Genomic DNA, 21,515 nt, shown 5'->3' on the forward strand with positions numbered 1-21,515 from the left:
GCACCAGAAAGGAGTCGACCCATGGATCTCACCCCTCGTGAGCTCGACAAGCTCCACCTTTACATGGTGGCGGAGCTGGCAAGGAAACGGCGCGGCCGTGGGGTGAAACTGAACTACAGTGAAGCCGTTGCCCTGATCAGTGAGGCCATCCTCGAGGGTGCCAGGGACGGCAAGACCGTCGCCGAGTGTATGGAGCTCGGCGGTCAGGTCCTGAACGGCGAGGATGTGCTGCCGGGCGTGCGTGACATGCTTCCGCTCATCCAGGTGGAAGCCGCCTTTGTGGACGGGACCAAGCTGGTGTCCTGCCACGACCCGGTAGGCGCCTGAATGCCCGCCACCCTGCTGCTGACCGGCGGGCACGAAAGCGACAGCGGTCGCGCGCTGGCACCGCTGGCGCTCCCCGGCGGTACGGCGCATCGAGTGATACCTCCCGGTCGTCCCCTCCAGCGCGCGGCTTCCGAGGCACTGGAGGACGCTCCGCACACGGTGTGCGTGGTCCCGATGACATTGGGACGGGACCCGAAACTGGTCGCGGACACCGCACGGGCGCTGAACTGGCTGACCCGAGGCGCCGGTCGGGGCCGGATCTGCCTGACCGCCCCCTTCGGCACCACGGATCACCTCATCGGGTGGCTACGCGCGGCGGCAAGGCACGCGGCCGGACCGGCCCCCGACGTCGCGGTCCTGATCACGGCTCCGGTCGCCGGGCCGTTCGAAGACGCCGAGCTGTTCCGGGTCGCCCGGCTCGTGCGGCAGTACAGTGGGCATCGCTGGGTGGAGGTGGCCTTCGCGGGCGGTGATCCCGACCTTGCCGAGGGGGTGGACCGTTGCCACCGGCTCGGTGCGACCCGGGTGGCACTGGTCCCGGCCTCCTTCTGCCGTGCCACCGTGCGGGGGAGTGAAGGTGGCGGGCCACTGCTCACCGAGGCGGCGATCGCGGGGGTGCTGACCGCTCGCACCACCGCGGCGACGCGGGCGCTGGCGTGCGGCGACGACGGCATCCTGGCCGGTCTCGATGCCGAGCACGGGCACGGGTACGCGCACTCGCACGGGCCCGGCGACGAAAGGCATGTGCACGGCCATGTGCACAGTCACCGTTGAGAAAGGACAATCCATGTCGGGCGGAGCCAGCTACCTCTACGGCGAGGAACCGATAGAAATCAACTCCGGCCGCCGGAAGACGCGCCTCACCGTGCGCAACACCGGCGACCGCGCGATCCAGATCGGTTCGCACTACCATTTCTTCGAGGCGAATCGCGCACTGGATTTCGATCGTAACCAGGCCTACGGGATGCACCTGGACATTCCGGCGGGCACGGCCGTTCGTATCGAGCCGGGCGACACGCGCGAGGTGGAATTGACCGCCTTCGCCGGTCATCAGCGCCTGGTCGGTTTCAGCAATCTGGTGGATGGTGGGATCGGGTCCGCCGACACCAGGGCCGCGGCGCTGGACCGAGCCGTGGCGCGAGGATTCAAGGGCGCTCACCGCGAAGCGGGAGATGAGCGCTGATGGCATTCCTGGACCGTAAACAGTACACCGACCTGTTCGGCGCCACGGTCGGCGACCGGTTCCACCTTGCCGACACCAATCTCGTGGTGGAAGTCGAGCGGGATTTCAACGAGGGTCATTACGGCGACGAGGCCGTCTACGGCGGCGGCAAGGGCATCCGCGACGGTATGGCACAGGATCCGGCCGCGACCTCGGCCCATGGCGCGCTGGACATGGTGATCACCAACGTCGTGGTGCTCGATCCGGTCCTCGGCGTGCTGAAAGGCGATCTCGGCATCAAGGACGGCCTCATCGCCGGGCTCGGCAAGGCGGGCAACCCGCACACCCAGAGCGGGGTGGATCGGAGGCTGGTGCTCGGACCCGGCACCGAGGTGGTCTCCGGCGAGCACCTGATCGCCACCGCGGGCGGCATCGACACGCATATCCATTTCGTCTCACCGCAGCAGGTGGAGCACGCGCTGTCCAGCGGGATCACCACGTTGATCGGCGGCGGTGACGGTCCTTCCGACGGCACGAACGGCACCACCTGCACCCCCGGGCCGTGGAACATCGCCCGGATGTACCAGGCCGCGGAAGACCTGCCGGTGAACGTGGGCATGCTCGGCAAGGGCAACGGCTCCCTGCCCGAGGCGCTGGTCGAGCAGGTCGAGGCCGGGGTGTGCGGGCTGAAGGTGCACGAGGACTGGGGTGCCACACCGGCAGCCCTGCGCACCGCACTGGAGGTGGCCGACCGCTACGACGTCCAGGTCGCGGTGCACACCGACACGCTCAACGAGTCCGGCTTCTTCGAGGACACCCTGTCCGCGGTCGACGGCCGCACCATCCATACCTTCCACACCGAGGGCGCAGGTGGCGGGCACGCCCCCGACATCATGCGGGTCGCCGGTGAGCCGAACGTGCTGCCCTCCTCGACCAATCCGACGTTGCCCTACACCGTCAACTCCGTGGATGAGCTGCTCGACATGGTGATGGTCTGCCATCACCTCCGCCATGACATCCCCGAGGACGTCTCCTTCGCCGACTCCCGGGTGCGCGCGGAGACCGTCGCCGCGGAGACTGTGCTGCACGACGAGGGCGTCATCTCCATCTTCTCCTCCGACTCGCAGGCCATGGGCAGGGTCGGCGAGTCATGGATCCGGGCGTTCCAGACCGCGCATCATTGCAAGGACCAGCGGGGCAAGCTGCCCGGGGACTCGGCGCGCAACGACAACCACCGGGTGCTGCGCTACCTGGCCAAGATGACCATCAACCCGGCCGTCGCCAGCGGCACCGCCGACCACATCGGTTCGCTGGAGCCGGGAAAGCTGGCGGACGTCGTGCTCTGGCCGATCAACTCCTTCGCCGCGAAGCCGAAGATGGTGATCAAGGGCGGAATGATCAACTGGTCCAGGATGGGCGATCCGAACGGGTCCCTGCCCACCCCGCAACCGGTCTACTACCGTCCGATGTTCGGCTCCTACGGCAAGGCACGGCACGCGACCCGGGTGTCCTTCATGTCGCAGGCCGCGGTAGACCGGGGCGTACCGGCCGAACTCGGCCTGAGCAGTATCGTCCTCCCGGTCCGGCACTGCCGGTCGGTCGGCAAGCAGCACATGGTGCGCAACGACGCGACGCCACAGATCACGGTGGACCCGGAAAGCTACAAGGTGAGCATCGACGGTCGCCCGGCCACGATCGAACCCGCCACGCAGCTTCCGCTCAACCACCTGTTCTTCCTGACATGAGCACCAGCCCCGTCGGCGCGCTGCTGGTCAGCCTCCAGCTCACCGACTCGGCGTTCCCGAGCGGCTTCTACACGCTCTCGCACGGGCTGGAAGGCTATGTCCAGGACAGGGCGATCGAGCCGCACACCATGCCGGTGCTGTTGCACGATCTGCTGCGGCATTCGATCGGCCCATCGGACGCCACCGCGCTCGCGCTGGCCCACCGGGCGGCACTGGCCGGGGACTGGGAGCGGGTGATCGGTGTCGATCGCAGGCTGCTGGCCACCAAGCTCAACCGGGAGATCAGGGTGGCCGCGCTCCGCACGGGGCATCAACTCCTGGAGACCGCGGGCGCGGCGCTCGGGAGCGTCGTGCTGGAGAAGTACGCGGAGCTCGTCGCGGCCAAACGAGCTCCGGGGCTGCAGGCGGTCGCCGCCGCGGTCACCTATGCCGGGGCGGGGATACCGGCCGACCAGGCGGTAGCCAGTGACCTGTTCGCCTTCGCGGCGAGCTTCACCGGAGCCGCCCTGCGGCTGCGCCTGACCGATCATCGCCACGCCCAGGTCGTGCTCCGCGCCGCCGCCCCGGTCATCGAGGAGGTGACCACCGCCGCGCTCACCCGCGGGCTCGCCGATCTCGGCGGCTGCACCCCGATGGCCGACGCCATGTCCGGCCTGCACGAGCGGGCCGAGGCACGGCTGTTCACGAGCTGACCCACCGAGGAGGAACACACGATGAAGGACAACGTGCTACAGGTCGGCATCGGCGGCCCGGTGGGGTCGGGTAAGACGGCCCTCATCGAAGCACTGGTGCCGGTACTGGTGGACCGCGGGCACCGGCCCGCGGTGATCACCAACGACATCTACACCCAGGAGGACGCGCACCACGTCCGCCGGACCCTGGACGGGATTCTGGCGCCGGAACGCGTGGTCGGCGTGGAAACCGGGGCGTGCCCGCATACCGCGGTCCGGGACGACCCCACGATGAATCTCGCCGCGGGCGCGGAAATGCTCGAGACCTTTCCCGATGTCGACACCCTGCTGTTCGAGTCCGGCGGTGACAACCTGACGTTGACCTTCAGTCCGGTGCTGGTCGACCTGTTCCTGTTCGTGCTGGACACCGCCGAGGGCGAGAAGATGCCGCGCAAACGCGGCCCCGGCATCACCGAAGCGGAGCTACTGGTGATCAACAAGATCGATATCGCCCGGTATGTCCGCGCCGACCTCGCCGTCATGGAGTCCGACGCCAAGCGGGTCCGGGACGGGCGGCCTGTGGTGCTCACCAACTGCCTGACCGGCAATGGTCTCGACGAGATCGCGGACTTCCTGGAAACCTACCGCGACGCAGGGGAGTGAACGGCGGTGTCCGCACGGTTGTCTCCCCGGCACTACCAGCCGTCCAGGGTGCCACCCGAGGTGGCTCGGCACGCCGCAGGGCCGGACACACTCGGTGTCGGCAGGCCCGGCAAGGTCGGGCTGCTGGAGCTCGGGTTCGAGAAGGCAGGGGAGCGGACCGAACTGGTGACCCGATACCAGAAGTCACCGCTGCAGATCATGCGGCCGCTGTACATCGACCCCGCGCGGCCGGACCTGCCGATCACGTACCTGATGTCCACCGGCGGCGGCATCGTCCAGGCCGACCGGCTACGCCTCGACGTCACCTGCGGGGAGGACACCGCCGTGCACCTCACCACGCAAGCCGCCACCAAGATCTACCGGATGGAGTACGACTACGCCACCCAGCTGGTGAACCTGCACGCCGGGCCCGGTGCCTACCTCGAGTACCTCCCCGATCCGGCAATCCCGCACGCCGGAGCGCGCCTCTACCAGCGCACGGTGATCACCGCCGACCCGTCGGCCACGGTGCTCACGGGCGAAACCGTGCTGGCAGGCAGGCTCGCCCGCGGCGAGCGGCACGCCTACCAGGTGTTCGCAGGCGACCTCGAGGTACAGCGCCCCGGCGGGGAGCCGGTGATACTGGACACGGTGCGCCTGGAGCCGGCCGGTCCGGGTGTGACCGGGCCCGGGGTACTGGCCGGGTACGACATCGTGTCCACTCTGTTCGTGGCCACCCCGCTGGCGCCGGCGCACGCCGTCGCGGACTCCTTGCACCACGCGCTGGCTGCCAGCGGCCTGCGTTACGGCGCGAGCGTGCTGCCCGGTGAGTGCGGTGCCTGGCTGCGGGCGCTCGGCAGCGATCCGCCTTCGATGAGCAGGGCGGTACGCGTCGCATGGGACGCGGTCCGGCGGCTGCTCATCGGCGTGCCGGCCCCAGCGCTGCGAAAGTCGTGACAGGCGTCTCGAAAGGAATAACCGTGGTCGAGGAAACCTCCGCCACAACGGGAAAGCTGGCACGAATCCGGCGCGGTTTGACGCCAGGGGAATGGCGCCGGCTGCTCGGCATGGCCGGTTTCATCGTGCTGTTGCACGCCGTGGGGTGGTTCACCCTCGTCGTGCTCGTCGCGCCGCAGCACTATTCCGCGGGTAGTGCCGTTTTCGGTATCGGCATCGGCGTGACCGCGTACACCCTCGGCATGCGGCACGCATTCGACGCCGACCACATCGCCGCCATCGACAACACCACCCGCAAACTCCTTGCCGAAGGCGGACGTCGACCGCTCTCGGTGGGATTCTGGTTCTCGCTCGGACACTCCACGGTGGTGTTCGGCCTGTGCCTGCTGATCTCTCTGGGGGTCAAGGCGCTGACCGGCCAGGTACAGGACGAGACCTCCGTGCTGCAGTCCTCCGCGGGACTCATCGGCACCCTGGTCTCCGGCTGTTTCCTTCTCCTCATCGCCGCGCTCAACATCGTTGTGCTGGCCGGGGTGCTGAAGGTGTTCCGGCGGATGCGTCGTGGCGGCTACGACGAGACGGAATTGGAACGCCAACTGACCAAGCGCGGCCTGGTCAACCGCTTCCTCGGCCGGGTCACCAGGACCGTCCGCAAGCCCGTGCACATGTACCCGGTCGGCTTTCTGTTCGGGCTCGGCTTCGATACCGCCACCGAGGTCTCCCTGCTGGTACTGGCCGGTGGCGCCGCGGCGGTCGACCTGCCGTGGTTCGCCGTTCTCACCCTGCCGGTGCTGTTCGCGGCCGGTATGTGCCTGCTCGACGCCATCGACGGCGTCTTCATGAACTTTGCCTACACCTGGGCATTTTCCAAACCGGTCCGGAAGGTCTACTACAATATCACCATCACCGGTCTCTCCATCGCGGTAGCCGTGCTCATCGGGGGTATCGAACTGATCTCGCCGCTTGCCGAGAAACTGCACTGGACCACCGGTGTGATCGGCTGGATCGGGAGACTCGACATCGGTGATGTCGGGTTCACCGTCGTCGGTCTTTTCGCCGTCGTCTGGGCAGTAGCCCTGCTTATCTGGCGATTCGGGAAGATTGAGCAAAAATGGTCCGGAGAACGGTCACCGACACATTAATGACCGCTGCAAGCTCCGTTACGCGCGCCAGTCGATCCAGGAGGGGTGGGCAAGACAGGAAGCGAACCGTCCCCAGCGCCGGGCGCTCCGCGCGGACGAGGTGCGTATGGACGTCGTACCCGTCGTGTTCGGGTCCGGCAAGCGCTACTTCGGGTCGGTCGACGCGCAGCACCTGCTGGAGGATCCTGACGTGGTGATCCAGGGCAACCGGGTGCGCCGTTGACCGATCTGAGCGGGTACGCGACGAAGTCCACCGGCACCGGGGAGTACCTACTTAACATAATGTAGATTATCGGCGTTCAGGGTCTCAGGACGAACAGCGGTGTGACGACTCGCGGCGCGTGGGCAATCGCACGGCTTCCGCGTTCGTGGCGAGCCGCCGCAACGGCCGTTCGGCGTGTCTCGAGTCGCAGCCAGCGCTCGGCGTCGGCTTCGTCGGCGCGGACGACCAGCGAGGTGCCCGCCAGGTCCTCGCGCCGCGCCAGGTTCACCCGTACCAGCACATGGTCCGTGGACCAGCCGGCACTCGTTTCGTCACCGTGACGTTTCTGGCTGGCCCCATCCGTCCCGCCGGTGTTCATCGGAAGCGAACCCTCGCACGCCCACAGCGAAACGCACCCGTACCGGCGATCATGGCCGCATAGGGTCGGTTCCACGACGGACATCGACCGAAGGCAGGCCACCATGACGCTTCACCTGGCACCCGAGATGCGGACCTCGACCGCCGGACTCTCGCTGAACGACTCGGTCTACGAACAACTGCTGCGCGACCGCATCGTCTTCCTTGGTTCGGAGGTCGACGACGAGGTGGCCAACCGGATCACCGCGCAGCTCCTGCTGCTGGCCGCCGACGACCCGGACGAGGACATCACGTTCTACATCAACTCTCCGGGCGGCTCGGTCACCGCGGGCATGGCCATCTACGACACCATGCGGCTGATCCAGCCGGAGGTGTCCACCTGGGGCCTCGGTTTCGTGGCTTCGATGGGCCAGTTCCTGCTGACTTCCGGCACTCCGGGAAAGCGCTACCTGCTGCCCAACACCCGGGTCGTCATGCACCAGCCCTCGGCCGGCATCCGGGGTCCGGCGAGCGATATCGCCATTCAGGCCGAGGTGTTCGGCAAGATGAAGCGCCGGATCGCGGAGCTCACCGCGCGGCAGACCGGCCAGCCGGTGGAGCGGATCGTCGCCGACGCCGACCGGGACCGCTGGTTCGACGCCGAGGAGGCGCTGGCCTACGGTTTCGTCGACGGCATCGTCGGGCGGGACGCGCCGGCCGCTACCGCCTGACCGCTCCCCCGCGGCAACCAGTCACGGGGCTCGAGCGTCCCTCCATTATCGGCGAATCAACCGAGGGAGGGAATCGTGCGAAAACTGCGATGGTCACATACCGTGGTGGCGACGGCGGCGATATCGTTTCTGTGGATCGGTGGTACCGCGCAAGCGGCGGCCTGCGCGGAACTCGGGCCGGATGGTTATCAAACGCTGAAACTCGGAATGACCACACAACAAGCGAAGGCGACCGGGGAAATCGTGCCGTACCGTGGCCCGGATCCAGGTGCCGGCATCAACCCCGAGTGCGGCTTCTACGACCTCACCGATCGCCCCGGCCGGCCGGGCGGGCTGACCGTGCTGGTCTCACCGAAGCTGGGAGTTTCCTATATCGAAGGGTACCCGGGGGTACGGACTCCACAGGGTATCGGGATCGGGTCCACCGAGGAGGCGCTCCGCACCGCCTACCCCGACTGGAATCCGGCGGAACCAGGCGGGCAGTTCGTCCCGGTTCCGGAGAATCCGAATGCCTTCTACGAGTTCAACGCCGGGAACGGTGAGGTCGACCACCTGGGTCTCAGGTCTGTCGGTCAAGAATGCATTGAGTAAGCAACGAATTCCGGCCGGTTCACGTTCGACCGAAAGGCGATCATGTATTCGGAGCGGGCTCAGCGTAGCCGCTCCAGCTCGCCTGCGGCGTAGGCGAGTTCCTTGGCCAGCCTGCGCAACTGCTCCGGCTCGGCTCCCTCGTCCGCGGCGGTGGCCACATCCTCCGCCGCGCAGCGCACCTGGAACAGCCGATCCTGCAAGGTGGCGATCTCGGCATCGGACAGCACCACGGCGTCCTCTGGCAGGCCGGTCCGCTGGACGGCGCTCCGGCGCTCGTAGGCACGCTGTCGGCAGGATTGGCCGCAGTAACGGCGGCGCCGTCCGACGCTCGACTCCCCCTCCAGCCGGCGACCGCACCACCCGCAGTGCTGCGGTCGCGCGGACCGGCGACCGTCCCGCGTTTCGTCACGTGACGCATCAGCCTGTGCTGCGACTTCTCTCACGGGTAATGAGCCTAACCCGCAACCCGACGGCCACGCCGAGGCCACGCCGAACGTGCAAACTGGAGAGGTGTTGACCAAGAAGCATCCGTACCTCGCGGCGCCGTTCCCCCGCGCCTTCGCCCATCGTGGCTGGCACCTCGGGGAACTGGCTGGCCTGGAGAACTCGCTGCCCGCGTTCCAGCGGGCACATGCCGAGGGGTATCGCTATCTCGAGACGGATGTGCACGCCACCTCGGACGGCGTGGTCGTGGTGCACCACGACGAGCTGCTGGACCGCACCACCGATGGGACGGGACCGATCGGCAAGCAGACCTGGGCGCAGGTGCGCGGCGCCAAGATCGGCGGCACGGCTCCGATCTCCCGGCTGGAGGACCTGCTCGAGGAGCTGCCGGACGCCGCGTTCAACATCGACGTGAAGTCCGACGCCGCCGTGGAGCCGTTCCTGCGCACGATCGAACGTACCGGCGCCTACCAGCGGATCGCCGCCGCGTCGTTCTCCGAGGCCCGGCTCGCCCGGATCCGGAGGTCGGCCGGCCCCCGGCTGCTGACCTCGATGGGCCCACGGTCGGCAGCCGTGCTGTGGGCGAACGGGTGGTTGCCGTTCCTCAAGCTGGGCTTCCTCAGCCAGGGCGCGATGGCACAGGTGCCGGTGCGGCAGGGCCTGCTGACCATCGTGGACCAGGCGTTCCTGCGGGCCGCGGGCCGCGCAGGCGTCGAGGTACACACCTGGACCATCAACGCGGTGGAGCAGATGCGCAAGCTGCTCGACCTCGGGGTGCACGGCATCGTCACCGACCGCCCAGACCTGCTACGCGACGTGCTGATCGAGCGCGGGACCTGGCACGGCGGCTGAGCCGGTACCCGCGTACCGGACGGGCGGTGGCCGTCCCAGTAGTGTTCCCGCTCAATCGAAGGATCGACGTACAGGAGCTTGGATGAGCACGCTCACACCGGGACCGGTGCCGCCCGCCGATGCCCGGGAGCGCAAGCGGGAGCAACGCGGCTGGTACTTCTACGACTGGGCGAACTCCACCTTCTTCACGTCGGTGATCACGGTCTTCGGCGGGCTGTACGTGAGTTCGGTCGGTGCCGACGCCGCCAGGGCGGACGTGGCCCGCAACGGCCCGAACCCCTGTGTCGCCGGGGACGGTACCGAGAGCACCCTGCACAACTGCGATATCAGCATCATCGGACTGGAGTTCCCCGCGGGCTCGCTGTGGGGGTACCTGCTGTCCCTGGCCACCGTGGTCCAGGTGATCGTGCTGCCGATCACCGGCGCGGTCGCCGACCGCAGCCAGCATCGCAAGGCGATCCTCGGCGGGTTCGCCTTCCTCGGTTCGGCGGCCTCCGCCCTGCTGTTCTTCATGGCGGACGGCAACTGGGAGATCGGTGTCCTCTTCTACGTGATCGCCAACATCGGCTACGGCGGCTCGATCGTCGTCTACTACTCCTTCCTGCCGGATATCGCCACACCGGACGAACGGGACATGGTGTCCGCGCGCGGGTGGGCGTTCGGCTATCTCGGCGGTGGTGTGATCCTCGCCGCGCAGTTGGCCTTCTACCTCAGCCATGACGCGCTCGGAGTCAGCCAGTCGATGGCGGTACGGCTGTGTTTCATCAGCTCCGGTATCTGGTGGGCGGCCTTCACGCTGTTGCCACTGCGCAGGCTGCGGGAACGTCGCGAGCCGGTGGCCGGCCCGCGGGACGGCTTCCCGCTCACCGCCGGCTTCAGGGAGCTGGCCAGGACCGTCCGGGCGGCGAAGGCGTTCCCGCTGACCCTCGCCTTCCTCGGCGCCTACCTGATCTACACCGACGGTATCTCCACCGTGGTGACCGTCTCCGCCCAGTACGGCAAGGACGAGCTGAAGTTCGCCGACGAGGTGCTGATCGCGACGATCCTGGTGATCCAGTTCGTGGCGTACTTCGGCGGCGTGGCGCACGGCCACCTCGCGCGCCGGTTCGGGGCACGCAGGACCATCCTCGGCAGCCTCACGGTGTGGATCCTGGTGCTCGGCGCCGCGTACTTCGTCCAGGCCGGGCAGCAGTTCCAGTTCTACGGTCTCGCCGTGGGCATCGGCCTGGTCCTCGGCGGCACCAACGCGCTGTCCCGCTCGCTGTACAGCCAGATGATCCCGGCCGGCAAGGAAGCGCAGTACTACTCGCTGTACGAGATCGGCGAACGTGGGACGTCCTGGCTGGGCCCGTTGCTGTTCGGCGCGGTCGGTCACGCCACCGGGTCGTTCCGGTACGCGATCATCGCGCTGACCGTCTTCTTCGTGCTCGGTTTCATCCTGGTGTCGCTGGTGCCGATCCGCAGGGCCATTGCCGCCGCGGGTAATCAGCAGCCATCCATACTGTAGATACAACCGCCGTTCGGGTGTTATTTCTCCGTACCGGTTTAGTAACCCCACACACCTGCCGATGGTGGGGTAAGGGCATCCTCCGGGGCTCGCGTGTCCCGGCGGGGTGCCGACCCTTAACCGGGTGCTCACAGTTGAAAATTCAGCCTCACCACCCTCGTGCGCTAAAATAACTACTCTGCGTTAATGGGTATAGTGTCGGCGCCGAGCCGGACTCCGCGATCATGGACCACCGTCGGTTCACCACAGCCAGTAACTGCTGGTCTGAGTAGAGTCCGGTAGCCCAACTGGGGGATATCCCCAAGAAGAGAGGGATAAAGCGTCACGTCGAGGCTGAAAACGAGTCCTCATAAAGGAAGCTGTTGCCGACGGGTGACGCAGCTCATCGTGAGCGATGGCATGGTGGTTCGGGAATCTTCGAGCCGCGCTGGCCGTTGCACACGGTGAGCATCGCCCTGGCTCTGACCACTGGAGCCGACTGAAAGGACCCACCATGGCCGACCGTGTTCTCCGTGGAAGCCGGTTGGGAGCGGTCAGCTACGAGACCGATCGCAATCACGACCTCGCCCCACGCCGCACCGTGCGTTACGCGTGCCCCAAGAACCACGAGTTCGAGGTGCCGTTCTCCGATGACGCCGAGGTGCCCCCGGTGTGGGAGTGCAGGTTGCACGGAAGTGAGTCCGACATCATCGACGGCGGGCAAACCGAGCAGAGGGAGGTCAAGCCCCCGCGGACGCACTGGGACATGCTGCTGGAGCGGCGGTCCATCCCGGAACTCGAAGATCTGCTCAACGAACGGCTCGCCGAGCTGAAGGGCAGGCGCACCCGTTCCGCCTGACGGCAACACACGGCGCCACACACTCCCAGCACGGTGCTGGGCCCCTCTGCTATGAGTGAGCCGTTCCTTGCGACGTCGCAAGGAACGGCTCACTCATAGCAGCTAGCGGCGACGGAGCGCACGAAGTTGCCGGGCCCGGCGGTGCAGACCCCACCGGGCGACCCGGAAGAAGGCTTCCCGGATGATCGAGCCGCTCATCTTCGACTCGCCGATCTCACGTTCGGTGAAGGTGATCGGCACCTCGGCCACCGTGAACCCGCAGTCCACGGTGCGCAGGGTGAGGTCGATCTGGAAGCAGTAGCCGTGTGAGGCGATCTCGTCCAGCGGCAGTTTCTGCAGCACCTCGCGGCGGTACGCACGGTAGCCGGCGGTGATGTCCCTGACCCATACGCCGAGCGTGAGCATCGAGTAGATGTTCGCGCCCCGGGACAGCACGTGTCGCCGCAGCGGCCAGTTGACGATGCTGCCGCCCGGTACGTACCGGGAGCCGATCACCAGGTCGGAGTCGGTCAGCGCCTCCAGCATGCGGGGCAGGTCCTCGGGCGGGTGCGAACCGTCGGCGTCCATCTCCACCAGCACCCCGTAGTCCCTGGCCAGCCCCCAGCGGAACCCGGCGACGTAGGCCGCGCCGAGGCCGGCCTTCTCGGCGCGGTGCAGCACGTGCAGCCGTTCGTCGTCGGCCGCGAGCTCGTCGGCCAGGTCGCCGGTGCCGTCCGGGCTGCCGTCGTCGACCACCAGCGCGTGCGCCTCGGGCAGTGCCGCGTGCAGCCTGCGCAGGATCGGCGCGAGGTTCTCCCGCTCGTTGTACGTCGGGATGATCACCAGCACCGGGTTGACCTGGTCCCTGCGCTGCGTCCCCTGCGGCATGCCTTTCCCTCTCCCCTATGCGACGGCGTCGCCCGCCGCGTTCTCCTTGGTCCCTGCGGTGCCTCGCCGGGCGCGCCACCGCAGTGCGAATCCGGTTCCGACCGCGGCCACGGCGGCCGCGACCAACGCGTACTCCGTCCACGCGCCGAGTTGATCCGACAGCGTAGCTTGTTGCCTCAGTGGCACCTCGTCCACCAGCGAGTCGGCGGTGAACAGCTCGGTGGAGGAGGACACGCTGCCGTCCGGCTGGACGATGGCACTGACGCCGCTGGTCGCGCTGACGATCACCGCACGGCCGTGCTCCACGGCCCGCAGCCGGGACATCGCGAGCTGCTGGTAGCTCATCTCGCTGCGCCCGTACCAGGCGTTGTTGGTCGGCGCGAGCAGCAGCTCGGCGCCTTCCCGGATGCCGTCCCGTGCCGGGTAGTCGTAGGCTGCCTCGTAGCAGATCATGAGGCCCACCCTGGTTCCGGCGATGCTCAGTGCCGCCGGGTCGCCGGTGCCCTGCACCCGCTCGTCCACGGCGTTGACGAAGGGCGTGACCATGGTCGCCAACCCGCGCCAGGGCACCGTCTCGCCGAATGGCACGAGTTGCTGCTTGATGTAGCGCTCCCCCTGCCCGGTATCCGGGTCCCAGGCCACCGCCGCGTTCTCCAGCTCGCCGTCGGGCTGCTGGTACACGGCGCCGACGACGGTGGGCACGCCGAGCTCGCCGACCATCCGGTCCAGCCGCGGGTTGGCGCCGGGCCGGGCACCGATCGCGGTCTCCGGCCAGACCACCAGGTCGGGTCGCGGCGCTCGGCCCGCCTCGATGTCGCGCCGGAGTCGTTCGGTCTCGGCGAGGTGGTTGGCGCCGAGACCGGCACCGTCGGTGAACATGTCCAGCCCGGCGTCCGGGGCGTTGCCCTGCACGGCGGCCACCGTGAGTGAGCCACGCTGCGGAGCTGTGCCGACGGTGGGCCACACCGCCAGCCCGGCCAGCACCGGCAGCAGGGTGGCGGCCACCGGGACGGCCAGGCCACGCGGCGTGCGCTGGGCGGCGGAACTGGCGGACCACAGCCGCAACAGCAGCCAGGCCAGGCCGAACCCGGTCAGCGCCACCGCGAACCCGACCAGCGGTGCTCCGCCGATCGAGGCGAGCGCGAGGTAGGCGCCCTCTGGCTGGCTGAAGCCCACCCTGCCCCAGGGGAAGCCGCCGAGCGGGAACCAGGCCCGGGGCGTCTCCAGGGCGATCACCACCAGCGCCATCCAGACCGGGGCGCCCGGCAGCCGGGCCACCACGGTGCCCAGCCCGCCGGCGAGGCCGAGATAGAGGGCGAGCGTGGCGGAAAGACCCAGCCACGGCCATGGCCCGAAGCCTTGGCCGAGGAAGTGTTGCAGCCAGGTCAGGTGGAGCAGGAAGAAGGTGCAGCCGAACACGAAGCCGTAGCCGAAACCGGCACGGAACCGCCGGCCGTGCAGGGCGAGCCCCAGACCGGTGAAAGCCAGCGGGGCCAGCCACCACAGCGACCGCGGGGCGAAGCTGAGGTAGAACAGCACGCCGGAGCCGGTGGCGAGCAGCAGCCTGCCCAGCCACGGCCGCCAGGTGGCGCCGCGCCGAGGCGAGCGTCGCGGCTCGACGTCGGTCACGGTGTCGATCATCCTTTCAGCTTAGAAGGGAGATCGTCGTGGATCACCTGGCCGCCGCGGACCGTGCGCAGGCAACGCGGCAGCGGGGTGCCCGGCTCGAGCGGGGGCAGGCCGGGTACCCGGGACCGCGGGTCGGTGGACCACCGCTGCACCCTGGCATCCCCCGCGACGACCACGAGTTCCTCGGCCTCCCAGATCGCGTAGTGCGCGGGTGCTCCGGGTACCAGGCTGCCGGTCATCCCGTCGGCGATGCCGGCGGCGCGGTGCGCCCCCCTGGTATGCGCGTTGAACGCGGCCCTGGCGGACAGCCCCGCGCCCGCCGTACGGTGCCGCACGGCGGCGCGGACCGCGGCCCACGGGTCCAGCGGGGTGACCGGCGTGTCCGAACCGAAGGCCAGCAGCACCCCCTCGGCGGCGAGGGTGGCGAAGGGGTTGAGCCCGGCGGCACGCTCGGGTCCGAGCCGGGCCGCGTACATCCCGTCCGGGCCGCCCCAGGCCGCGTCGAAAAGGGGCTGGACCGAGGCGGCGACACCCCAGCCCGCCAGCGCGCGGGCCTGCTCGGCGGTGATCATCTCGACGTGTTCCAGCCGGTGCCCGCGGGCGGCGAGCGCGCGCTGCCCCACGGCCTGCTCGGCGAGCTCGAAGCCGCGCACCACCTCGGTGACGGCCGCGTCGCCGATCACGTGGAAGCCCGCCTGCAGCCGGGCCTCGGTGCATTCGATCAGGTGCCCGGCGATGGCGTCCGCGTCGAGGTAGCGGGCGCCGCTGGTGTCCGGCCGGTCGGTGTAGGGCGAGCACAGTGCCGCGGTGTGCGAGCCGAGCGCGCCGTCCACGAACAGGTCACCGGCGAGTCCGCGGGCGCCCAGCCTGCGGGCGGTGGCGACGGCGTCCAGCTCGCCCCAGTAGCCGACGACCCCGGGCATGCCGTCCTCGGCGGCGAGGGTGAGCAGGTCGGCGAGGTCTTCCTCGCCGGAGATGTCCGGGCCGGCGCATTCGTGCAGGCTGACCACGCCGTTGCGGGCGGCGGTGCGCAGGAAGGCACGCTGCGCCTGCCGCCGCTGGGACGTCGAGACCGCCGCCCTGGCGGCCCCACGGGCGAGGTGATGCGCCGTGCGGGTCAGCGGGCCCTGGTCCGACCAGCCGTCCGCGGTGCGGGCCGCAGGCGCCAGCTCGACCAGTGCGGTGGACACCAGCGCCGAGTGCACGTCGACCCGGCTCAGGTACACCGGCACCGGACCCGCGGCCTCGTCGAGGTCGGCACGGCTGGGCATCCGGGTGTCCTGCCAGCCGGACTCGTCCCAGCCGTGTGCGATCAGCACCTCATCGGGCCTGGCCGCGGCGTGCACGGCGGACAGCAGCTCGCGCGGTCCGCGCACGCCGGTGAGGTCGAGCCCGGCCAGGTGCAGGCCGGATGCGGTGGCGTGCACATGCGCGTCGACGAAGCCCGGTGCGACGAAGGCGCCGTCGAGGTCGATCACCTCGGCGTCCGGGTGCAGTGCCCGGCCGGGGCCGTCCTGGCCGACCCAGACCACCGTGTCGCCGGTCACCGCCATGGCGGTGGCGTCCGGCGAGCTCGGGGTGTGGACGCGGCCACCGAGCAGGAGCGTGGTTCGTGTGTCCGGCACGGGCACGAGTCTGCCTGGTGGGTTGTCGTGCGCGCGCACCTGGTCGGCACGGCGCGACGTCGACCACCGGAGATAACACGCGAGTAACAAGAATATTTGCTCTGGTGGGTCGATGTGACAGGATATTTTTGAGCATTCCCGATGACTAGGAGCAGAAGTGACTGCAACCCAGGAACCTGCCTCGCCTGCCACCGATCCCACCCCGATCATCGAGCAGCCGTACCAGTACGCCCGCACCGAGCTGGTCGAACCCGACTGGCGCCGGTTCCCCGGCTGGCGGAACGTCACCGAGGCCGAGTGGCGGGACGCCCAGTGGCAGCGGGTGCACTGCGTCCGCAACCTCAAGCAGCTCCGCACGCTGATGGGTGATCTGCTCGAGGAGCGCTTCTACGAGGACCTGCTCGCCGACCAGCGGGACATGGCCACGATGTCGATGCTGCTCCCGCCGCAGATGCTCAACACCATGGCGCCGCACGCGGGCACCGACCCGCAGAAGGTGACCGAGGCTTTCTACGCCGACCCGATCCGCCGGTACATGCTCCCGGTGCGCAGCGACCGCGAGCGGGAATGGCCCTCGCACCCGCACTCGGAGCGCGACTCGCTGCACGAGGCCGAGATGTGGGTGACGGAAGGGTTGACCCACCGCTACCCCACCAAGGTCCTCGCCGAGCTGCTGTCCACCTGCCCGCAGTACTGCGGGCACTGCACCCGGATGGACCTGGTCGGCAACTCCACCGAGCAGATCGACAAGCACAAGCTCGAGCTGAAGCCGGTGGACCGGCAGGACGCGATCATCGACTACCTCAAGCGCAGCCCCGGGGTGCGCGACGTCGTGGTCTCCGGCGGCGATGTCGCCAACGTGCCCTGGCACCAGCTCGAGTCCTTCCTGATGCGCCTGCTGGACATCGAGACCGTGCGGGACATCCGGCTGGCCACCAAGGCGCTGGCCGGGCTGCCGCAGCACTGGCTGCAGCCGAAGGTGGTCGAGGGGCTGGCCAGGGTCGCGGGCACCGCGGGCAGGCGTGGGGTGAACCTGGCGATCCACACGCACGTCAACCATGTCCAGTCGGTGACCCCACTGGTCGCCGAGGCCACCCGGACCGCGCTGGACGTCGGCGTGCGGGACGTGCGCAACCAGGGTGTGCTGATGCGCGGGGTGAACGCCACCCCGAACGAGCTGCTCGACCTGTGCTTCGCGTTGCAGGGTGAGGCGGGCATCCTGCCGTACTACTTCTACATGTGCGACATGATCCCCAACGCCGAGCACTGGCGGCTGGCGGTATGGGAGGCGCAGGAACTGCAGCACTCGATCATGGGGTACCTGCCCGGTTACGCCACCCCGCGGATCGTCTGCGACGTCCCCTACGTCGGCAAGCGCTGGGTGCACCAACTCGCCGAGTACGACCGCGAACTCGGCATCTCCTACTGGACGAAGAACTACCGCACCGGCATCGAGCTGGAGGACCCCGAGGCCCTGCGGCGCCGCTACCCGTACTACGACCCGATCTACACGCTGCCGGAGGCCGGCAGGCTCCGCTGGGCGGAACAGGGCGACTGACAGCAGGCTGCCGAATCGGCACGCCAGCGGGTCAGCAGTCCTGGCGGGCCAGCAGTGCCGCGAGCCGCACCCGGGAGCGCACGCCGAGTTTGGCGAAGATGTTGCGCAGGTGATGATCCACCGTGCGGTGGCTGATCACCAGCCTGCGGGCGATCTCCCGGTTGGTCTCCCCGCCCGCGACCAGCAGCGCGATCCGGTTCTGCTGCGGGGTGAGTCCGGGTACGGCGATCTCCGCCGCCCGCAGTGCGTCACCGAGGCCGGCGTCGCGTTCCGCGGTGGCCGCCGCGCGATGCCATGCGGCCCGGACCCCACCGCGCTCACCGAGCGCCCCGGCCAGGGTGGCGTGCGCGTGGCGCAGCTCCGCGGCCTCGGCCTCGGCCCGCAGGGTCGCCCGCAGCACGGGACTGACCGCCCGCACCGCATCGCCCTCGGCCTGGACGAGCCCGGAGGCCAGTGCCTCGTCGCGGGCCGCGGGGTCGATCCCGGGGCAGCCGGCCAGCACCGTCTCGCGCAGGCGTGGTTCGCACGCCGCCAGCAGCACCAGGTGCCGCGCCCGCGGGGACAGGCAGGCGAGGCAGCGCCGGTAGGCGGTCCGTTGTGGACCAGCCAGCGGCAGGGTCGCCGGCAGCGGTGCGCGGCCGGCCGCCTGCTCTGCGGTGAGCGCACCGGCAAGCTCCACCAGGTCACCGGGGATGCCCGCGGCCAGCTCGACCAGGCTGGTGCGCACCGCGGGCGGCAGCCCGGCACCGAGCGCGTCGCGTAGCATCCGCTCCCCTGCCTCCGGGCCGAGCGGGGCCAGCCGGTAGGCCGGGATCCCACCGGTCGGGTCGGCGCCACCCGTGGTGCCGACCTCGGGTCGTGCGGCGAGCACCACGGCAACCGGCACCTCCGCGAGGCGGCGCGCGGCGAAGGCCAGCGCGGCCAGTGAGGTCTCGTCCCACCATTGGGCGTCGTCGGCGAGGCAGAGCACGGGGCGCGGGTGTGCCAGCCGGACCACGAGGTCGTGCACGTCACGGCACAGCGCGAAGTCCGTGGTCGGCGCCCCCTGCGGCAGGCCGCCGACCGGCTGCAGCAGCCGGTGCAGCGCGCCCAGCGACAGCCGGTGCTCGGCCCGTACTCCGGGTGCACTCAACACCCGGAACCCGGTGGCCGCCTCGCGGGCCGCCGCCAGCAGCGCGGTCTTTCCCGTGCCCATGCCGCCGAGCAGGCGTAGCGCACCGCCACGACCGGTCGCCGCCGAGCGCAGGAGCTCGGTCAGCCGGGACAGTTGCGGTTCCCGCCCCCGTAACGGGCGCGCCGCCGCCATGGCGGTCATTCCCCGAGCTGGTCGCGCAGTTCGCGTTTGAGGATCTTGCCCGCCGCGGAGACCGGAAGCTGGTCCACGAAACGCATCTCGCGCAGCCGCTTGTACGCGGGCACCTGCTCGTTGATCGCGTCCAGCAGATCCTCGCCGGATGGCCGGTTGGCGGCCGCCGGGACGACGAAGGCGACCGGCAGCTCGCCACGCGCGGGGTCCGGTCTCCCGACCACCGCCGCGGCCGCGACCTCGGGGCGGGCGACCAGCAGTTCCTCCAGCTCCCGCGGGTACACGTTGTATCCCTTGTAGAGCAGCATGTCCTTCTTGCGGTCCACAACGGACAGATAACTGTCCGCGTCGAGCAGGCCGATGTCGCCGGTGTGCAGCCAGCCGTCCACCAGCACCTCGGCGGTGGCCTGCGGGTGGCCGTGGTACCCGGTCATCACCTGTGGACCGCGGATGCACACCTCGCCGCGCTCGCCGGTCGCCGGCTCTCGGCCGTCGCCTTCAAGCGAGACGATCCGGACCTCGGTGTCGAACACGGGCAGTCCCACCGATCCGGCCTTGCGTGTCCCGGAGCGGTACATCGGCGCGCTCACCGCCCCCATGGTCACCTCGGTGAGCCCGTATCCCTCCGCCACCACGGCCTGGGGCAAGAGCCGGCCCAGCCGCTCGATCATCTCCACCGGCATCGGTGCGGCACCCGAGGTGATCGTCCGCACCGAACTGAGGTCGCGACGCTCGATGTCCGGGCAGGCCAGCAGGGCGGCGAACAGGGCAGGCGCCCCGCCCATCGAGGTCGCGCCGAGGCGTTCCACATCGGCAAGGTACGCGGCCGGGTCGAGCCGGTCGTGCAGCACGACGGTGGTGCCGGACAGCAGCAGCACGCTCAGGCCCGCGATCGTGCCCATCGCGTGGAACCAGGGGGTCAGGTTGATCCCGAGCCCGGTGCCCAGCCGGGTCGGCCACTCCCACGCGCTGCCCACCTGGTCGAGGACCAGACCACCGCGCTCGTCCAGCGCGGGCAGGGACCCGGTGGACCAGCAGGCGTATTGCAGGGTGTTGATCACAACATTGCGGTGCGGGAGCCGCACCCCCTTGGACACCCCGGTCGTCCCGCCGGTGTAGGCCAGGTGTGCGAGGTGGGTGCGTACATCGATCTCCACCTCCGGCGGCCGGTCCGGCCGGCCCTCGCCGACGGCGGGTACCTCGGCGGCGGTGAACGTGCGCACCGCACCGGCGTCGGCGATCTGCGCGCGCATCGCGTCCCGCGGCAGCAGCGGGCTGACCGGTACGAAGGTGGCCCCGGCCAGCAGGGTTCCGTAGTAGGCGACCGGGTACTCCAGGCAGTTCGGCATGCACAGGGCCACCCGGTCGCCGGGTCGCACGCCGTCGGCGTGCAGGCCGTGCGCGAAGCGGGCCGCCGCGCGGCCGAGGTCGGCGTAGCTGAGCCGTTGCTCGTCGTGGACGAAGGCGGGTCGGTCGCCGAAGCGCCGGGCGGAACCGGTGAGGATGCTCCCGACCGGCACCTCGGGATAGCTGAGGGAACGTGGCAAACCGGGCAACCAGGTGTCACCGGTGTCGTCGACCGCAGGCATGGGAACTCCTTTGTGGACGGACGGTGGGTCCGCAGGAAACACGCACGCCCCGGGGATGAAACACTACGGCGATCTGTTTCACAACCCCTGGTCGGGCACCAACGCGGGAACCCGCTGCCCCGCGGTCCCCTCGACCAGGACCCGCAGCAGCTTGGCGGCCGCGTCGAGATTCGGCGCGCGCGCCGCGACCACGTCGGAGTACAGGAACGACTCACCGAGGCGGACCAGCGCGAACGCCAGGGAGTCCACGTCGACCACCGGGGTGAACCCGCCATCGGCCACATCCCTTGCGAGCAGCTCGGCGTGCGCGGCGATCACCCGCGGCTGCACCCGGCCGTGCGGGTCGGTCAACACCCGGATCGCCACCCCCGGCTCGGTGTCGAGCAACGTCCGCAGCCCGGCGTCCTCGGCCACGCTCGCGCGATACCAGCCCATCACCGCGAGGCAGCGCAGCTCACCCGTCGTGCCGCGGACCACCGGCCCCTCGGTCTTCTCCCACCGGCGCACCGCGTCCCGCATCGTCCGGTCGGACAGCAACCACAACGCCTCGCCGAGCAACTCCTCCCGATTGCCGACCCGGCGAAACAACGTGGCCCGGGAGATTCCCGCCTCGGCGGCGAGGGTGCCGAGATCCAGCCGTTCACCCCGGTGCACGTGGCGGGCCGCCATCCGGACGAGGTCGTCTGCGCGAGCGTTCACGGTCGCCGAGGGTAGCTCGCGGCCACCGCCGGGAGGCCACGGCGAACCCAGCACCGGCGATTTCGCCGATGCCG

General features: G+C 69.6%; 21 protein-coding genes and 3 pseudogenes. 15 read left to right on the plus strand and 9 right to left on the minus strand.

Going from position 1 to position 21,515, the window contains the following annotated elements:
• Positions 1-21: 21 nt before the first annotated feature.
• The 9 genes and pseudogenes from FB471_RS01495 to FB471_RS01535 form a co-directional block, all read left to right on the plus strand.
• Entirely contained in the window at positions 22-327 is a 306-nt protein-coding gene (locus tag FB471_RS01495) for an urease subunit gamma (protein ID WP_141995566.1), read from the plus strand.
• The gene (locus FB471_RS01500) at positions 328-1,101 is read left to right on the plus strand and encodes a sirohydrochlorin chelatase (protein ID WP_141995567.1); all 774 of its coding nucleotides are present in this window, start codon (positions 328-330) and stop codon (positions 1,099-1,101) included. It begins immediately after the preceding gene.
• A gap of 13 nt (positions 1,102-1,114) precedes the next feature.
• Positions 1,115-1,510: an urease subunit beta gene (locus tag FB471_RS01505; protein ID WP_141995568.1), complete on the plus strand. Its 396-nt coding sequence runs from the start codon at positions 1,115-1,117 to the stop codon at positions 1,508-1,510.
• Positions 1,510-3,234 carry an urease subunit alpha gene (gene ureC / locus FB471_RS01510; RefSeq protein WP_141995569.1) on the plus strand — a complete coding sequence of 575 codons (1,725 nt, stop codon included), beginning with the start codon at positions 1,510-1,512 and terminating at the stop codon, positions 3,232-3,234. The genes FB471_RS01505 and ureC overlap by 1 nt, the downstream gene beginning before the upstream one ends.
• The gene (locus FB471_RS01515; RefSeq protein ID WP_141995570.1) at positions 3,231-3,926 is read left to right on the plus strand and encodes an urease accessory protein UreF; all 696 of its coding nucleotides are present in this window, start codon (positions 3,231-3,233) and stop codon (positions 3,924-3,926) included. Before ureC ends, FB471_RS01515 begins: the two co-directional genes overlap by 4 nt.
• Before the next feature lie 21 nt (positions 3,927-3,947).
• Positions 3,948-4,568, plus strand: coding sequence for an urease accessory protein UreG (gene ureG, locus FB471_RS01520; protein WP_141995571.1), 621 nt, complete (start codon positions 3,948-3,950; stop codon positions 4,566-4,568).
• 6 nt (positions 4,569-4,574) lie between these two features.
• Entirely contained in the window at positions 4,575-5,504 is a 930-nt protein-coding gene (locus tag FB471_RS01525) for an urease accessory protein UreD (protein ID WP_141995572.1), read from the plus strand.
• Complete coding sequence (gene nicT / locus FB471_RS01530; RefSeq protein ID WP_141995573.1) at positions 5,444-6,646, plus strand: Nickel transporter NicT; 1,203 nt, start codon at positions 5,444-5,446, stop codon at positions 6,644-6,646. Before FB471_RS01525 ends, nicT begins: the two co-directional genes overlap by 61 nt.
• A gap of 94 nt (positions 6,647-6,740) precedes the next feature.
• Positions 6,741-6,869 (plus strand): annotated as a pseudogene (locus tag FB471_RS01535) (dihydrofolate reductase); the annotation flags it as partial.
• A 76-nt stretch (positions 6,870-6,945) separates the two neighbouring features.
• Here the strand turns inward: FB471_RS01535 and FB471_RS01540 are convergent.
• The gene (locus FB471_RS01540; protein WP_211357921.1) at positions 6,946-7,227 is read right to left on the minus strand and encodes a hypothetical protein; all 282 of its coding nucleotides are present in this window, start codon (positions 7,225-7,227) and stop codon (positions 6,946-6,948) included.
• 103 nt (positions 7,228-7,330) lie between these two features.
• Here FB471_RS01540 and FB471_RS01545 point away from each other — a divergent pair, with 103 nt between their 5' ends.
• On the plus strand, positions 7,331-7,936 hold the full coding sequence (locus FB471_RS01545) for a ClpP family protease (RefSeq protein ID WP_141995574.1): 606 nt from the start codon (positions 7,331-7,333) through the stop codon (positions 7,934-7,936).
• Between the two features lie 102 nt (positions 7,937-8,038).
• On the plus strand, positions 8,039-8,527 hold the full coding sequence (locus FB471_RS01550; protein ID WP_211357922.1) for a hypothetical protein: 489 nt from the start codon (positions 8,039-8,041) through the stop codon (positions 8,525-8,527).
• Between the two features lie 59 nt (positions 8,528-8,586).
• On the opposite strand, the gene FB471_RS01555 is transcribed toward FB471_RS01550, so the two are convergent.
• Positions 8,587-8,970 carry a hypothetical protein gene (locus tag FB471_RS01555; RefSeq protein WP_141995576.1) on the minus strand — a complete coding sequence of 128 codons (384 nt, stop codon included), beginning with the start codon at positions 8,968-8,970 and terminating at the stop codon, positions 8,587-8,589.
• A 70-nt stretch (positions 8,971-9,040) separates the two neighbouring features.
• Between FB471_RS01555 and FB471_RS01560 the strand changes: the two genes are divergently transcribed.
• The 3 genes from FB471_RS01560 (at position 9,041) to FB471_RS01570 (ending at position 12,168) form a co-directional block, all read left to right on the plus strand.
• Positions 9,041-9,823, plus strand: coding sequence for a glycerophosphodiester phosphodiesterase family protein (locus FB471_RS01560; protein WP_141995577.1), 783 nt, complete (start codon positions 9,041-9,043; stop codon positions 9,821-9,823).
• An 82-nt stretch (positions 9,824-9,905) separates the two neighbouring features.
• Positions 9,906-11,330: an MFS transporter gene (locus tag FB471_RS01565; RefSeq protein ID WP_141995578.1), complete on the plus strand. Its 1,425-nt coding sequence runs from the start codon at positions 9,906-9,908 to the stop codon at positions 11,328-11,330.
• Between the two features lie 493 nt (positions 11,331-11,823).
• Positions 11,824-12,168, plus strand: a complete 345-nt coding sequence (locus FB471_RS01570; RefSeq protein ID WP_141995579.1) for an RNA polymerase-binding protein RbpA — start codon at positions 11,824-11,826, stop codon at positions 12,166-12,168.
• A gap of 102 nt (positions 12,169-12,270) precedes the next feature.
• Here FB471_RS01570 and FB471_RS01575 read toward each other — a convergent pair whose 3' ends face one another.
• From FB471_RS01575 to FB471_RS01585, 3 genes are read right to left on the minus strand one after another with little or no spacing between them, the layout of a single operon-like run.
• Positions 12,271-13,035: a polyprenol monophosphomannose synthase gene (locus FB471_RS01575; RefSeq protein WP_141995580.1), complete on the minus strand. Its 765-nt coding sequence runs from the start codon at positions 13,033-13,035 to the stop codon at positions 12,271-12,273.
• Between the two features lie 15 nt (positions 13,036-13,050).
• The gene (gene lnt, locus FB471_RS01580; RefSeq protein WP_141995581.1) at positions 13,051-14,676 is read right to left on the minus strand and encodes an apolipoprotein N-acyltransferase; all 1,626 of its coding nucleotides are present in this window, start codon (positions 14,674-14,676) and stop codon (positions 13,051-13,053) included.
• Positions 14,673-16,289 (minus strand): amidohydrolase, encoded by a 1,617-nt coding sequence (locus FB471_RS01585; protein WP_141995582.1) that lies wholly within the window; start codon positions 16,287-16,289, stop codon positions 14,673-14,675. The genes lnt and FB471_RS01585 overlap by 4 nt, the downstream gene beginning before the upstream one ends.
• Positions 16,290-16,446: 157 nt before the next feature.
• Here FB471_RS01585 and FB471_RS01590 point away from each other — a divergent pair, with 157 nt between their 5' ends.
• Positions 16,447-17,847, plus strand: coding sequence for a KamA family radical SAM protein (locus tag FB471_RS01590; protein ID WP_141995583.1), 1,401 nt, complete (start codon positions 16,447-16,449; stop codon positions 17,845-17,847).
• 31 nt (positions 17,848-17,878) lie between these two features.
• On the opposite strand, the pseudogene FB471_RS35790 reads toward FB471_RS01590, so the two are convergent.
• The 4 genes and pseudogenes from FB471_RS35790 to FB471_RS01605 all read right to left on the minus strand — a co-directional run.
• A pseudogene (locus FB471_RS35790) lies at positions 17,879-18,061 on the minus strand (response regulator transcription factor); the annotation flags it as partial.
• Between the two features lie 666 nt (positions 18,062-18,727).
• Positions 18,728-19,162: pseudogene (locus FB471_RS35795) on the minus strand (ATP-binding protein); the annotation flags it as partial.
• Positions 19,159-20,742 carry a class I adenylate-forming enzyme family protein gene (locus FB471_RS01600; protein WP_141995585.1) on the minus strand — a complete coding sequence of 528 codons (1,584 nt, stop codon included), beginning with the start codon at positions 20,740-20,742 and terminating at the stop codon, positions 19,159-19,161. The gene FB471_RS01600 and the pseudogene FB471_RS35795, both read right to left, overlap by 4 nt.
• A 78-nt stretch (positions 20,743-20,820) precedes the next feature.
• Positions 20,821-21,441, minus strand: a complete 621-nt coding sequence (locus tag FB471_RS01605) for a QsdR family transcriptional regulator (protein WP_141995586.1) — start codon at positions 21,439-21,441, stop codon at positions 20,821-20,823.
• Between the last annotated feature and the right edge of the window lie 74 nt (positions 21,442-21,515).

This window comes from Amycolatopsis cihanbeyliensis, assembly GCF_006715045.1.
GTDB classification, from domain to species: Bacteria; Actinomycetota; Actinomycetes; order Mycobacteriales; family Pseudonocardiaceae; genus Amycolatopsis; species Amycolatopsis cihanbeyliensis.